Origin of the sequence: Paenibacillus silviterrae (assembly GCF_030167925.1) — a bacterium.
Classification (GTDB): domain Bacteria; phylum Bacillota; class Bacilli; order Paenibacillales; family NBRC-103111; genus Paenibacillus_G; species Paenibacillus_G silviterrae.
Genome location: NZ_JASKUT010000001.1, coordinates 3,777,140 through 3,790,569 on the forward strand (window position 1 = coordinate 3,777,140; position 13,430 = coordinate 3,790,569).

General features: G+C 55.2%; 15 protein-coding genes and 1 riboswitch. Of the genes, 5 read left to right on the plus strand and 10 right to left on the minus strand.

Translation table 11 applies throughout. From position 1 onward, the window contains the following. Nucleotides 1-99 precede the first annotated feature (99 nt). Complete coding sequence (locus QMO62_RS17325) at nucleotides 100-567, minus strand: hypothetical protein (RefSeq protein ID WP_284642854.1); 468 nt, start codon at nucleotides 565-567, stop codon at nucleotides 100-102. 259 nt (nucleotides 568-826) lie between these two features. Continuing rightward, nucleotides 827-963: riboswitch (cyclic di-AMP (ydaO/yuaA leader) on the plus strand. A 4-nt stretch (nucleotides 964-967) separates the two neighbouring features. Here QMO62_RS17325 and QMO62_RS17330 point away from each other — a divergent pair. Together QMO62_RS17330 and QMO62_RS17335 are read left to right on the plus strand one after the other, a co-directional pair. Then, nucleotides 968-1,438 (plus strand): C40 family peptidase, encoded by a 471-nt coding sequence (locus QMO62_RS17330; RefSeq protein WP_284642855.1) that lies wholly within the window; start codon nucleotides 968-970, stop codon nucleotides 1,436-1,438. 152 nt (nucleotides 1,439-1,590) lie between these two features. Continuing rightward, nucleotides 1,591-2,967, plus strand: coding sequence for a cryptochrome/photolyase family protein (locus tag QMO62_RS17335; protein WP_284642856.1), 1,377 nt, complete (start codon nucleotides 1,591-1,593; stop codon nucleotides 2,965-2,967). 61 nt (nucleotides 2,968-3,028) lie between these two features. Here QMO62_RS17335 and QMO62_RS17340 read toward each other — a convergent pair whose 3' ends face one another. From QMO62_RS17340 to QMO62_RS17350, 3 genes are all read right to left on the minus strand, one after another. Next, nucleotides 3,029-4,570, minus strand: coding sequence for an MDR family MFS transporter (locus QMO62_RS17340; RefSeq protein ID WP_284642857.1), 1,542 nt, complete (start codon nucleotides 4,568-4,570; stop codon nucleotides 3,029-3,031). A gap of 155 nt (nucleotides 4,571-4,725) precedes the next feature. Next, nucleotides 4,726-5,520, minus strand: a complete 795-nt coding sequence (locus QMO62_RS17345) for a stalk domain-containing protein (RefSeq protein WP_284642858.1) — start codon at nucleotides 5,518-5,520, stop codon at nucleotides 4,726-4,728. Between the two features lie 97 nt (nucleotides 5,521-5,617). Next, complete coding sequence (locus QMO62_RS17350) at nucleotides 5,618-5,836, minus strand: PspC domain-containing protein (RefSeq protein WP_284642859.1); 219 nt, start codon at nucleotides 5,834-5,836, stop codon at nucleotides 5,618-5,620. Nucleotides 5,837-6,047: 211 nt separating this feature from the next. On the opposite strand from QMO62_RS17350, the gene QMO62_RS17355 reads away from it, so the two are divergent. Continuing rightward, the gene (locus tag QMO62_RS17355) at nucleotides 6,048-6,476 is read left to right on the plus strand and encodes a DUF6157 family protein (RefSeq protein ID WP_284642860.1); all 429 of its coding nucleotides are present in this window, start codon (nucleotides 6,048-6,050) and stop codon (nucleotides 6,474-6,476) included. Between the two features lie 139 nt (nucleotides 6,477-6,615). Here the strand turns inward: QMO62_RS17355 and QMO62_RS17360 are convergent, their stop codons facing one another. Both QMO62_RS17360 and QMO62_RS17365 read right to left on the minus strand, forming a co-directional pair. After that, a complete protein-coding gene (locus tag QMO62_RS17360; RefSeq protein ID WP_284642861.1) occupies nucleotides 6,616-7,161 on the minus strand; it encodes a DUF1697 domain-containing protein in 546 nt (181 codons plus the stop codon). Beyond that, complete coding sequence (locus QMO62_RS17365; RefSeq protein ID WP_284642862.1) at nucleotides 7,158-7,997, minus strand: sulfurtransferase; 840 nt, start codon at nucleotides 7,995-7,997, stop codon at nucleotides 7,158-7,160. Before QMO62_RS17365 ends, QMO62_RS17360 begins: the two co-directional genes overlap by 4 nt. A gap of 135 nt (nucleotides 7,998-8,132) precedes the next feature. Between QMO62_RS17365 and QMO62_RS33255 the strand changes: the two genes are divergently transcribed. Next, nucleotides 8,133-9,206 carry a GNAT family N-acetyltransferase gene (locus QMO62_RS33255; protein WP_348651707.1) on the plus strand — a complete coding sequence of 358 codons (1,074 nt, stop codon included), beginning with the start codon at nucleotides 8,133-8,135 and terminating at the stop codon, nucleotides 9,204-9,206. On the opposite strand, the gene QMO62_RS17375 is transcribed toward QMO62_RS33255, so the two are convergent. Then, entirely contained in the window at nucleotides 9,174-9,836 is a 663-nt protein-coding gene (locus tag QMO62_RS17375; RefSeq protein ID WP_284642863.1) for a response regulator transcription factor, read from the minus strand. The two genes, QMO62_RS33255 and QMO62_RS17375, sit on opposite strands and share 33 nt — an antisense overlap. Next, on the minus strand, nucleotides 9,833-11,980 hold the full coding sequence (locus QMO62_RS17380; RefSeq protein ID WP_284642864.1) for a sensor histidine kinase: 2,148 nt from the start codon (nucleotides 11,978-11,980) through the stop codon (nucleotides 9,833-9,835). The genes QMO62_RS17375 and QMO62_RS17380 overlap by 4 nt, the downstream gene beginning before the upstream one ends. 179 nt (nucleotides 11,981-12,159) lie before the next feature. Here QMO62_RS17380 and QMO62_RS17385 point away from each other — a divergent pair, with 179 nt between their 5' ends. Then, entirely contained in the window at nucleotides 12,160-12,816 is a 657-nt protein-coding gene (locus QMO62_RS17385; protein ID WP_284642865.1) for a hypothetical protein, read from the plus strand. Here QMO62_RS17385 and QMO62_RS17390 read toward each other — a convergent pair. Further along, complete coding sequence (locus tag QMO62_RS17390; protein ID WP_284642866.1) at nucleotides 12,759-13,100, minus strand: 4a-hydroxytetrahydrobiopterin dehydratase; 342 nt, start codon at nucleotides 13,098-13,100, stop codon at nucleotides 12,759-12,761. The two genes, QMO62_RS17385 and QMO62_RS17390, sit on opposite strands and share 58 nt — an antisense overlap. A 19-nt stretch (nucleotides 13,101-13,119) precedes the next feature. Continuing rightward, nucleotides 13,120-13,413 (minus strand): hypothetical protein, encoded by a 294-nt coding sequence (locus tag QMO62_RS17395; RefSeq protein ID WP_284642867.1) that lies wholly within the window; start codon nucleotides 13,411-13,413, stop codon nucleotides 13,120-13,122. Nucleotides 13,414-13,430: the final 17 nt, after the last annotated feature.

Here is a 13,430-nt window from a genome sequence, read left to right on the forward strand (position 1 = left end):
GTTCCGGTGCGAAGGGCTTGGCCCTCTCGCCGGTACGCCTTTTTTTAGTAATGACGGTTTAAAAGACGACAGCTCCGTCGCTGATTCCCGCCGTTCACTTTATTTATGCTTGATGGAACCGCCTACCGCCTTCGCGGACAAATAATAGCGAAGCCAATCTGCGAGCTGGTGCAGCTTCGTAATGTAGTCGGCAGCATTCCCCGGGTAGGGCTCCCCTTGCATCAAATTCTGAATCGCCTGCTGCAGCTCCCATGCCCGCTGATACACCTTCTGGAACAACTCCTCTTCCATCTTCGGTTTATAAAGGTCCGTACCGTGGGAAATCTCGAAGTCATACACAATCATACCGCGATAGTACGGATGAATATCCACCGCACCGGGAATCCGTTCGACATAAGCGAGTCCCGTCGCCTCCTGCGGAATCCAAAGCAGCGTGGTTTGTCGATCCTCCAGCTGCACAGTGTAAGCCAACCCTTGATTCAGCGTAACCGGCAACGGATAATTTTGAATCTCTCCCCGCTTCACCTGATCCCAGAAATGCTCCAGAAAATTGATCGTTGTGCTCATTCCTTCATCCCGCCTATCGTGATACATGCTAAGTATTATTTTACCATAGGAACCAGTACAGTGGGAACGACATTTTATTATCTTATTCGACTAATATCGACATTTCTCAACTGTTTTTTATGAACTTTTTTTGGTACCAGCATATAGTGTCAACTTACAAAATTTCCGGTTTCTTAATTTTTGTTTATAGTTTGACAATATTGTGACAACGGAAGGAGAACCTCGATGTTAGTCGAATACATGTACACAGCAAGAAAAAAAGAAAATTTTGCCGAATTTCCGTTCGCGGAAAACGGGGGAACCACATTTGGGTGAATTGGTCTCGCTTCAGAGTGACCATAGGGAACCTTCAACCGAACCCTTAAGCTAACCTCGTAGGCACCGGAAGGGGAAGCAGCAGTTGAAAAAGCTAGTCGGTTTTGCACTCTCCATTGCTATGTTCTGTACCATTCAGGTGGGAAGCGCTTTCGCTGAAACCCCACTAAGCCAAGCTGTTAACGACGGATTGGGTTCCCCATACAAATGGGCCGGCACAACGAAGAAAGGCTTCGATTGCTCCGGTTACACCTCGTTCGTATTTGATAAGTTCGGCATCGATCTTCCTCACACGTCCAAGGGACAAGCTGAGAAGGGTACATGGGTGGATAAGAATGATCTTCGTGCAGGAGATCTTGTGTTCTTCAACACGGACGGCAAAGGAATCTCTCACGTAGGTGTGTATGTCGGAGGGGGTTCGTTCTACCACTCGGCTACGAACCAAGGCGTCGTCATCACTAAGATGAGCGACAACTACTACGCTAAGCGTTACGTTACGGCGCGCCGCGTTCTATCGGATGAGCAATACGAGCAGCTGATGACCGACGCGAATTAAGTCCCATGTAATCGAATGAAAGCCTTGTTTTTTATCCGTCCGTCTTCGGACCGCGGATCAAAAGCAGGGCTTTCTTTCTTTGATCTCTTTAGGGTAGAGTAAAATACAGATCCGTTACCCGGTATGATATGTGGAAAGGAGTCGGATGAAGGATGATTCTGTTTCTTCACCGCAAAGATTTGCGTGTGGATGATCTGCCCGGGTTCGACTATATTCGAGAACGCCGCTGCCTCAGCCTGCATGTGCTGATTCTCGACCCGTTCCTGCTGCGGCAGGAGCGGTATCTCGAGCACAGCGGGATCAACTTCCTGCAGCACGCCCGGCGGTTGCAGGAGCAGTATGCCGCCGCGGGAGCCCGGCTGCATATGCTCTGGGGGGAGCCGGCGGAAGTGGTGCGCCGGCTGCTGGCGGAGCATGAGGTGAAGGAGCTCGTGTTCCACGAGGACTTCACCCCGTATGCGATCGCCCGCGATCGGGCGCTGCGTGAGGTAGCGAGCGAAGCCGGTGTGGCCGTCACCGCGCTGCCCGAGCTGCCGCTCGCCGACCTGCGCGACTTCCAGCGCTGGTCAGGGCGGAGCGAGCCGTACAAGGTGTTCACGCCCTTCTACCGCAAGTGGTCCGACTACTTGCGGGAACGCTTCCGCCCGCCGTTCGCGGCGCACGTGCGGGAGCTGCACTGCGCGCCGCTGGCCGCGGGCGCGGCAGGGCTGGCAACGCTGCCTGCTGAGCCGGCAGCGGCGCTGGCGGGCGCGGCTTGGCCGGGGGCCGCGCCCGAGGAGGAGCTCGCCGCGTTCCTCGGCGAGCGGCTTGCCGGCTATGCCGGCGGCCGCGATCGCTACGCGAGCGATCGGACGAGCCGCCTGAGCCGGCACCTGAACGTCGGCGCGCTGTCCATCCGCGCCGTCTATGCGGCGCTGTCGGACGACGACGACGCCGATCCTTGGCGGCGCCAGCTGGCCTGGCGCGACTTCTACCTGTACCAGGCGCGGCTCGATCCGCGCTTCTTCACCTACGAGAAGTCCTATGACCTCTCCTCGCTGTCGGAGCATCACTTCGCGGCCTGGGCGGAGGCCCGCACGGGCATTCCCATCATCGATGCCGCGATGACGGAGCTGAACACAACCGGTTGGATGCCGAACCGGCTCCGTATGATCACCGCCATGTTCCTGACGAAGAACCTGCTGTGTCCGTTCACCTATGGTGAGCGGTACTTCCGCCGGAAGCTCAGCGACTACGATAACTCGCTGAACCGCGGGGGCTGGCTCTGGTGCGCCTCCCTCGGCTTCGACGCGGCGCCGTACTTTCGCATCATGAATCCCGTGACGCAATCGGAGACGCACGATCCGAGCGGAACGTATATTCGGCGGTGGCTGCCGGAGCTGGCGCATCTGCCGGACAAGCTGATTCACAAGCCGCAGCCCCATGCCATTGTAGACCTAAGGGCATCCAGAGCCCGTGCGATCGAGGTATACAAGGAGCTGCTGGCCGGGCGGCGATGGTCCGAAGAGGACGCAGGTACGGAGGAATAGCTTGATCAGCTAAACAAAAACGCCCTGCTGCCTAGTGTGAAGGTAGGCAGGGCGTTTTCACTTACCGGACCTTTGCCGGGCGGATCGTACCGGACACGTCCTCGTCCTTCGGGACGGGAAGCAGCAGCTTTTCCTTGCTCATCAGCAGCACGAATGCGAGGGACAGTACGGCGGGGAGGGTCGCCCACAGAAACGTGTAGGCGATCGAGCCTGCCAACGCATCCTTGATCAAATGCAGCACGGGCTCCGGCAGCTTGAGCCGTTCCTCCGGCTGAAGCAGCTTGCGGGGATCGGCCAGCCCCGCCGGTGCAGCACCTTGACCGGCGAAGGCCTCGGCCAATCGTGCCGTCAGCTCCTCCCTCTGCAAAATCCCGAAGACGGAAATGCCCAGCGTCATCCCGAGCGAACGCAGGAACGAGAAGGTAGAGCTTGCCGAGCCGCGCTGCGTTTCATCGAAATGATGAATCACCGCGTTGGACAGTACGGAGAAGGAAGCGCCGATACCAAGACCTGTGATGATCATATAAACCGTAATCAGCCAGCGGCTGGTTTCCGCCGTAATCGTGGACAGCAGTGCCATCCCTACGACGAAGACGGCGGTAAACGCAAGCATAATCCGCCGGTAGCTCAGCTTGTTCATCAGTATCCCGCCCGTCGTGGCCGCCACTACGGAGGAAAGCATCATCGGCAGCAGGATCAAGCCGGAATTCGTTGCAGAACCCCCAAGCACCCCTTGAATATGTATCGGAATGTAGATCGAGGCGGTAATAAAGGCCGCACCGCTGAAGAGACCAACCAGATTGCTGGCCGCAAACAGCCGGTACCCGAACATACGGAACGAAACTATAGGCTCCAGTGCCTTCGTCTCAACATAAAGAAAGGCAGCAAACAAAACCGCAAAGCCTGCGAATAACGATATGATCTGCGGTGAGCCCCACGCATACTCACTGCCTGCCAGCTCCAGCCCGAACATGAGACATATGACGGCACCTACGAGAGTGATCGCTCCCGACCAATCAATGATCTGACGGGCATGGCGCTTGGATTCATGGTAGTAGAATACCACCAGAGCCAGGGCAACCACCGACAGCGGTACATTAATGTAGAAAATCCAGCGCCAGCCGATATAATCGGTGATATAAGCACCGAGCAGCGGCCCGAAGATACTGGAAAGACCGAAGGTGGCTCCGAACAAGCCGCCCATCTTGCCCCGCTTCTCCGGAGGAATGGCATCAAACATGATGGCGAAGGAGATCGGCATCAGTGCTCCGCCGCCAATTCCCTGAATCGCCCGATAAATGCTAAGCTGCACGATACTGTCTGCCGTTCCGCACAGCATGGAGCCGACCATGAAGGTGGCCAAACCAAACACAAAAAAACGCTTCCGCCCATACATATCGGACAGCTTGCCGAAAATCGGCATCCCCGCCATTTCTGCGACAAGATAGGCAGATGTCACCCAGACGAATTGTTCCAGCCCTCCCAGCTCTCCGACAATCGTCCCCATCGCCGTCGCCACAATCGTGTTATCGATCGCAGCAATGAAAATACCCAACAGCAGTCCCGCCACCACCAGACCCAGCTTACTTTCCTTATCGGCCAAACGTTACGCCTCCTTTGTGCCGAAGCACCATTCAATTCTATTCGTCAGTGTAACACACAGGATCGAATCTTATTTCTTATGTTTTGCTATCTTTCCCTTGTCCATAAAAAAAGAGCCCCCCTCCCCTATAAAGGTTCAGCCCGGCTCTCGATTCGCTATTTTTTCTCAACCATGACAATTTGCGCAGAGTTGTTGAATTTTCCGTAAAATACAGCGGAGCCCAGCGATTCCGCCACCACTCTAAGCGGGATGAACGTCGATCCGTTCACTACCTGCGCAGGCACTTCGAATTCCTTCGTTACGCCATTCAACGTCAGCTTCCTTTCGCCCACCCTCAGCACGAGCTTACGCTCCTGATCGGTCGCCGTTACCGTTTGTGCAGCTTGGTCCCAGCCTACCGCCATCCCGAGCGCCTCGAAAATCGCCCGAAGCGGCACCAGCGTACTTCCGTCTTGAATAAACGGAGGCACCTCTGGCAGCAGCTGCTTGCCTCCTGCGAACAGCTGGATCCCCGAGTTCCAATATAGCCCGCCCTGCTCTCGAAAGGTCAGCTCGGCTACCGTATTTAACCGCGTGACATCAGCACTCCTAAGAGCCCCTGTCAACGGCAGCTCGACCAGCTCTGTCTGTCCGGGATTCAAGCTCAACCCTAGCAGCGTCGGGTCATTCACCCACTCGCCCTCCGACAGGACCTCCCCTTCCGCCCCTGTAACTTTGACCTTCAACCTTTCCAGCTGACTATGCGGCCTTACGCCTGTATTGACGAACAACCCTCTGAGGACCAGATTCCTTCCTTCATAAACGGCCGAGAGCGCGCAAAACTGCACTTCCCCCGTCCCTTCTACGACATCGCAATCCGAGGTTGCGCTTGCCGATACCGGAGAAGGAATGAAGCTTATGATAACAATCGCTAGGACGAAGGAACAAAGAATAGAAAGCCATTTCGACATGCTGAACGTACTCTCCCTTTTTCCCCCCAATATATCACAATTCCCATGCCTATAGAAGGAAAAATACGCAGCCCCGGTTTCCGCACCGCTTAGCTCTTTAGTACATCGAGTACTTTTCGATATCGTAATATCCGGGGTCCTTCGGTACGATCAACGCAGCCAAGGCGTAAAACAGAATCATGCTGCCCCCGGTGAGGAAGGTTAGTATGACAAAGAACAGACGAATGAGTGTTGCATCAAGGCCGATATATTGGGATAAGCCTCCGCACAGTCCTGTAATCTTGCGGTCAGCGTTCGAACGGAACAATTTTTTCATTTGAGTTGCCACCTTTCAAGGTTTGATCATTTATTAAAAATCTCTTGATGGATATAGCATATCACCTTGAAGAGTCCCCCGTAACCGACCCGCGGCGGTCTTCATCCCCGACCATAGTCCAGTTTTTCAAGTCGTGTTTTTACAAGACAAGCTATTGTGGATTGCGCTAAAATATGGGCGTAAATTCGTTTCGTTCAAGGAGGCTGCTGTTATGGAATGGAATTATTACGATACCTTCATCACGGTTGCGGCGGACTGCCCTGCCGAATTCGGCATGATCCCGCCCGCTAAGAAGTCGGGGCTCACCATTCCCGGCATCGAATATGCTTTGGCCGCCGACAGGCCGTATAGATACACCCAGGAGGAATTGCTCTACCAGGTATATGTTCGGCATAAGCAAATTGCAGAATCGGAACTGTCCCTTCGGGATGCTGCACTTCGCGAGGAATTTTACGGGAAGCCCAAGCCCTGTATGAGAGCCTCCATGCTTCCGAAAAAATACGGCTGGGGCATCCATTTTAACCGGGAAGGCAAGCTGGCCCTTGTCCCTATGGAATCTCCGGAATACGCAAGTTTCGTTGAGGGGCGCATGGATGGGGTAAAGCTGGTGCCGGCTATGAGGAATACGAGGAAGAAGTAGATGTAGGCGCCTACCCAGTGATACACTACGCTTAGACGAAGAACGTCCTTTTAAGCCGTGATGGCTAAGGGCGTTCTTTTTTATTTATCTAAAACCCCAAACTAAAGGCAGGCTACCCATGGTAACCTGCCTTATATGCTCAATGCTTCACCTGCATGCCTTCCGCCAGCTGTGCCAGCTTGCTCATAGTGTTCCAATTACGCAAAGTCATCGGCTGTTTTAGCTTCATCAGATGGTTCGGGAGCTTGGAGTCCTGCATCTGCTCGCCGAATTGGAAATAAATCTCCCGTCCGTTGATGTGGAATTTCTCAATGGGGTGCGTCCAGGCAGGAAGCGCCTCAACGGCAGACGCCGCAGGAGCCGCGGTGAGAAGCGCCGCATGGACACGTTTCCCCGCAAGCTCATTCTCCGTATCAAACGGACACTGTGCCAGAATACCGCGCCATTCCTCTAGCGTCCGCACCATTATGGAGACTTCGAAACCAAAGGCTTCCCGGATGGTCTGCTCCATGCGGGCCTGTAACACTTCCTCCGTCTCTTCCGATTCGAACAAAACGTTCCCGCTCTGAATGTACGTTTGCACTCGCACAAGGCCGGCCTGTTCCAGCGCCTCCTTCAGCTCCGACATCTTAATTTTCTTATGTCCTCCCACATTGATGCCGCGCAGCAAGGCGATGTAGATCATTTTTCTTCTCCTGTCGCAATCGGATTATCCTTGTAGGAGATCCAATCGCTCCAGCTCCCGCTGTAGAGCTTAACGCCCTGAAGTCCCGCTTCACTCAGCGCCAGCACGTTAGGACAAGCCGTGACGCCGGAGCCGCAGTACACAATGATCTCCTCGGCATCCTTCAAGCCGGAGAACCTGGCTGCCTGCCGCTCCCCGGGAAGCCAATTTCCGTCGCTATCCAAGCTGTCCTTCCAAAAATAATTTCGGGCGCTCGGTACATGCCCCGCCACCGGATCGATGAGCTCCTCCAGACCGAGATACCGCTTCGCTTCCCGGGAGTCGATGATCACCGTACCGGCCCGGCCGATGCGCGCTTTGACATCCTCCATCCGCGCCAGCATCTCCTTACGGACCTGCGGCTTGAAGGCAGTCGGATGCTCGAGAGGCGGCTCATCCGTAGTCGGATAGCCCGCTTGCTTCCATTTGGCGTATCCTCCGTCCAGCACATATACGTCATCGTGTCCCAAATATTTCAGCATCCACCACAGCCGAGAGGCCATGGCCCCGCCTTGATCATCATAAGCTACCACGGTGGTGTGATCGTCAATCCCGATACGGCCCAGCTTTGCTGCAAATTCATCGATATTCGGAAGCGGATGACGTCCTCCGTGGGGCTCCTTCGGCCCGGACATGTCCTTCTCCAGATCGAGGTAATAAGCTCCCGGGATATGATCCTGCTCGTAAGCATCCTTCCCTGAGCTCGGCTGTCCCAGAGCAAACCGGCAATCGACAATTACGATATCCGCATCATTCCCATGCTCGAAGAGCCATTCTTGACTCACAATATGCTTCATAACGATTGTAATCCCTTCCTTTCGGGGAGTTCCATCCTGTATAGTTACCAGTATACACGGGAAGACCCTGCCAGCAAAGGTTCCCCATGGAAAATTATTACACACGCTATTACCCTGTTCAAGAGGAGTGGAAACATGTCCAGCCCTGCAGCTCCCCCATTTCGACTCGTTCCCTTAACCGAGGCTCATGCCCGTGAAATTTGCGGGTGGCGATATCCTCCGCCTTACGACATTTATAACTGGCAGCCTTGGGAGTTGCTAGTCTCCCGCCAGGAGGAGCTGGGTGATCCCTACATCCGGGAGACACAATACCGGGCGATACTGGACCGGGATGAGCGGCTTTGCGGCTTTGCGCAGCTGTTCCCGATTGTCGGCGTGACACGGCTTGGGCTCGGCATGCGTCCGGACCTGTGCGGGCAAGGTCTCGGGACTTCCTTCGTCCGAGCGATTGCGGAGTACGCAAGGAAAACAAGTCCCGGCAACGAAATCGATTTGGAGGTACTGACCTGGAACGAGCGGGCTTTACGAACCTATCGAGAGGCCGGCTTCGTTGTGACGGACACTTATGTAAGGGGAACGCCGAGCGGTCCCGGTGAGTTTCACTGCATGGTGTGGGAGCCGGCTGCTTTGCAAGAGCATGAGCAAAAGCAAGAAAAAGACCGACTCCAACTTGTCCTGCGGACTATCGCCAAGCTGCTGAACAAGAACAACGTAAGCTGGGGACTCGGCGGCTCCGCCATGCTGGCCTATTACGGTCTGGTATCCGCTGCACGCGATCTTGATTTGTTAGTCAGTGCGGAGGATGCGGAAAAGGCCCATCAGTTTCTCGCGTCCTTAGGAGAAAGCCGCAGCCTTCCGCCGAAGGAGCCCTTTTGCACAGAGCATTTCTACCATTATGTCATTCAAGATACGGAGATTGATCTCATGGGCTTGTTTGGTGTTAGGCATGCCGAAGGGGTATACAAACTCGATTGGCGGCAGGAGCAGGCGGAGCGGATCGTCGTAGAGGATGGCGTTCCCATCCCATTGACCGCCCTTGAGGATTGGTATGTCATGTACAGCTTAATGCCGAAGCGCGAGGAGAAGACGACGATGATCGAACAGTATTGGCAGGCGAACGGAATGACCCGCCCGGACTTGCTGTACAAGGCGCTTCAGCGGGAGCTTCCCGAATCTTTACGAAGGAAGCTCAGGCGGCTTCTGGCTTGAAGCCTTGGCTATACGCACAGCCTCTTCACGATCGGCTGCATGAAGCTTATTAAGAATATTCGCGATGTAATTGGCGATCGTCTTGCCGCTCAGACCCAGCTTTCCTGCGATATCGGCGTTGCTAATCCCCTCCGCCATGAGATAGAGCACCTCGCGCTCTCTGGCGGACAGCTCCGGGAAACAAACCTCGCTTGCAGCAGGCCGGCTCCCGGCAAAGTACTCCATCATCCGGGAGGCGATGCTGCTGCTGAAGATAGCCTGGCCGCTCCCTACGGCACGAATGGCATGCAGAAGCTCCTCCTTTTCCGCATCCTTAAGCACATAACCCTTGGCGCCGCTGCGCATCGCCGTAAAGACGGAAGAGTCGTCCTGGAACATGGTAAGGATCAGAATAGGGACGGAGCCTCCGAGGCGGCTGATCCGCTGCGTCGCCTCGATGCCGTTGAGGCCCGGCATGCGAATGTCCATCAGAAGCACGTCCGGCTGAAGCAGTTCCGCCATGGCGACCGCTTCTTCACCCGAAGCCGCCTCGCCTACCACCTCCATATCGGACACCGTAGACAGAAGGGTGCACACCCCATGCCGAAAGAGCGGATGGTCATCCGCAATCATAATGCGCAGCTTCTTCATACACTTCCTTCCTTTCCTCCAAAGCTTATCGGGAGATAGGCGCGTATCACCGTTCCTTGAGGCGATTGCGCGTCCAGAAAGAAGCTTCCGCCCACCTCTTCCGCTCGTTCCTTCATGGAGGAAAGTCCAATCCCCTCAAGACCGCGTTCTTCGGAGCGCGAACGAAGACCCTCTCCATTGTCGGAAACTTCAACCCACAATCCAAACGAACCCGCGGGCTTCGCCTCATCCCGCTCAACTGAAGCAACAGACAGCTTCACGATGCAGTGCTGTGCCGCAGCATGTCTAAGTGCATTGACCATCGCCTCGGTCGCGATCCGGTAAGCCGCTACTTCAAGCGCTGCCGGAAGCTGGGGCAGCTCTGCGGGAACGGACAAAACAATCTCCATTTCCGAAGCGCTCCTCTTTATCTCCTGTACGCGTTCGCGTAAGGCGCCGATGAGCCCAAGCTCATCCAGCGCCGGAGGACGCATATGGTGAACCATCTCTCGAATATCGGTTACCGTCGAACGAATGACGCTGCGCAGCTCGGAAAGAATCGCCTGCGCCGCTTGTGCATCCTTCTCCACCAAGTCCTCCGCAGCGGAGGCCGTCAGGGCGATCGCGGCGAGTCGCGGAGCAAGATCATCGTGCAAATCCCGGCGCAGCCGCTTACGTTCTTCCTCTCTCGCCATGACGAGCTTTTCCCGGGATTCCTGAAGGGCAGCCGCAGTCAGCCTCAAATCCAGCGTAACCCTCAGGTTCTCCACGACAACACCCGCCTGACGGGCCAGCATCCCCAGCAGCTTGTGGTCGGAGGCGGTGAAGGCTTCTCCTGCCGAGCGCGGTGCCGCATACAAATACCCGAGCAGCTCCCCTCGATGAATGAGCGCCTCCCGATAAGGCGTTCCCTCCTGTACGTCTCCCTCTTCCATGACCACAGCAAGCTCTCCCTCCCGGTATAGAACGATGGCCGCATAGGGCAAGCGAAGTGCCGCCCGCACCGTAGCCACAATTACCTTCAGGGCAGCCTCCGAGGACAGCGGCTCCGCGAGGCTTTGACCTAATCGCCAAAGCACCGAATAAGGGTCGCCTGTGTCCCCGTACATGAGCTGATTGACCGAGCGCTGAAGCCGAACCTTCAGAGGGGCAAAGGAGACGGCTACAATGCTCGTGGCGATCAGAGAAGTCCACCAAGAGCCGGTACGGAAGGCGGTTCCTACATACCAAACCGAGACGGTGTAGATCGCGATCACCCCGATCGTAAGAAGTCCATAGACTAACGTCCGGTTGACCAGCGGATCAATATCCCATAGTCTGGTTCGCAACACGGCGATGCTCAGCGTCACGGGAATCAGCAGGATGCTTCCTTGAATCCCGATTTCAAGCAGATACAATAACAACGGGTTGGCATCGAAAGCGGCCTGCTGCGCAAGATACATGACCGTAAAGGCAAGCAGGCCGAAAACACCTAATGTAACGCCGTAAACCGCCCATTTGGTTTGCTGCCGTTCGACCGGCTTCAGCTCTGTGCAGTAGCGGTACACCTGCAGCGAAATGACGCTCGCCATCCACAGCACCACCCAGCCGGCAAACCATCCCTGAGACCTCCATTGAAGATCAACGGCAGTTTGAGGAAACAAATAGTGCGGAAGCCCTGCGGTCACAATGCCGGCCAGCAGATAGACGGTCCAAGCAGGGCTGAAGCGACCCGTCGGAAACAAAAAGAAAAACAGCAAAAACGCCACAAACCCTAGCGCCGTATGAATACGAAGAGCCGCATCCATAAGCCAATGGCTCTCTCGAAGTCCATCCAAAATCGGAGTAAAGGTAACACCAAGCACCACCAGCATGAAGGTCCCTAGCAGGCTCATGAGATCTCGATTGCTTTTGGCGTATACAATGGCTCCTGCAGTGATAAATACCGTACCCTCCAAGGTGTACAGTCCGACATACGCCAACGCATACTGACTCGCCGTCAAGCCATGCTCTGCCAGCCATAAGGAACCCGGCGGCGGATTATATAACGCCTTGCAGGCTTGATCAATGCATTCGTCCCGAATGTTGCGGTAAGCTTCCGGGATACCGATGAGGAATAGGCCGATACTTGCCGTGCTAACGAGCATGACCAACCGTCGCAGTACATTTACATGCCGGATATGCATCCCTCCCTCCGTTACTGATTGTATTATACAACGCCGTTTTTTCTCCAGTAAACGCCATATAAGCCCGCCTCCGCAGCTTCCCGAATCATTTCCCGGTCTCTGGGAATGACTCGCTCTTCCTTCGGGAAAGCATGCGCTGGTAAGCTACAATCAACTCAATGTTCAGGAGGTTTTGGATCATGATGATTTCCGTTCCACAAGGCTATTTTAAAGCAAGCGGCTGGCTGCTGCTTACCGCAGGCATCATGGGCTTCACCGGTCAAATCGTTCATTTGGAGGATGTCCCGGATTCCGTTGCTCACATTCCGGAGTTTTTGCAAGCGGCTGTCAATACTCACGTGCTGCTCGCCTATGCATCGGCATTTCTTCTTATGGGGCTTATTTCGATTTACCTGAGGCAAGCGGCTCGACTGCCCAAGTGGGGTTGGGCTTCATTTCCGCTCCTATTTCTGGGGCTGCTGCTGGAGATTTTTCATGGACCGGTACAAATCATTGCGTATCCGATTCTCTTCAAAGGGATTACAACGGAGGAGCAGCTCAAAACGGTATCCGATGCTATCATGAACCTGGATCCGTCCGCTCACCCTCTCAGCATGCTGGTCTTCATTCCGATCGTCCCGTTCCTTATGCTCGGACTGCTGCTGCTGGGTCTCGCGACGTTGAAGGCGAAGGTGTTCCCGAAGGCTGTCGGCCTGGTGACGCTCATTATTCTGGCCGTCTGCCTCGCCGGCTTCCCCCTCATGCATCTGCGCGTATTTGCCATCTCGTTCGGGTATATTTATTTGGCGTTCGGTGTGTTCGGAGCTGTGCTGGTGTTCGAAAAACCGGAGAAGTAAGCCTTATCAAACCGTGCAGCGCAGGCAAAATCGAGTAGGGTCAGCCCTCCGGAGGACCAGGTGGTCAGCCGGAGGGTCACCATTTTATAATCAATAGCCATAAGGGGGTGATGGTTCAGCTCTTCCGCGATTCGCGCCACCTCGTTCACGAAGGCGATACCGGTGAGAAACTCAGGAAAGCGGTATTTACGTACAATCCATTGGTCCTCCCGGCTCCATTCCTTCGCTTCGGCCAATCGGGCCTCCACTTCTCGCTCTGAAAGCTTCAAGCGCGAATCGCTCATGCTCCTTCCCCCTCCATCGTTACACTAAATGAATCACGCGCACCAGCGTCTCTCCCTGATTGACGAGAATGAGATGGCGCTTCTTATCGTGGCTGATCGTGCAGTTTCCGACGTTCATGCGCGGATCCGTGCCCAGCCCATAGAACAGATCGTCCGCCAGCGTCTTAACGCATTCCTGCTGCTCCTCGCTGTTCAGATCGGCCCACTCCTCCGGCGTCATCTCGAAAATGGAGTAAGGCTCCTCAATGCCCATCAGCGCCTCGGTGAAATCCGTAATGATATCGTTATATTCCCGGCCAAACTTGATGCCCATAACCATTACCGCCCTTC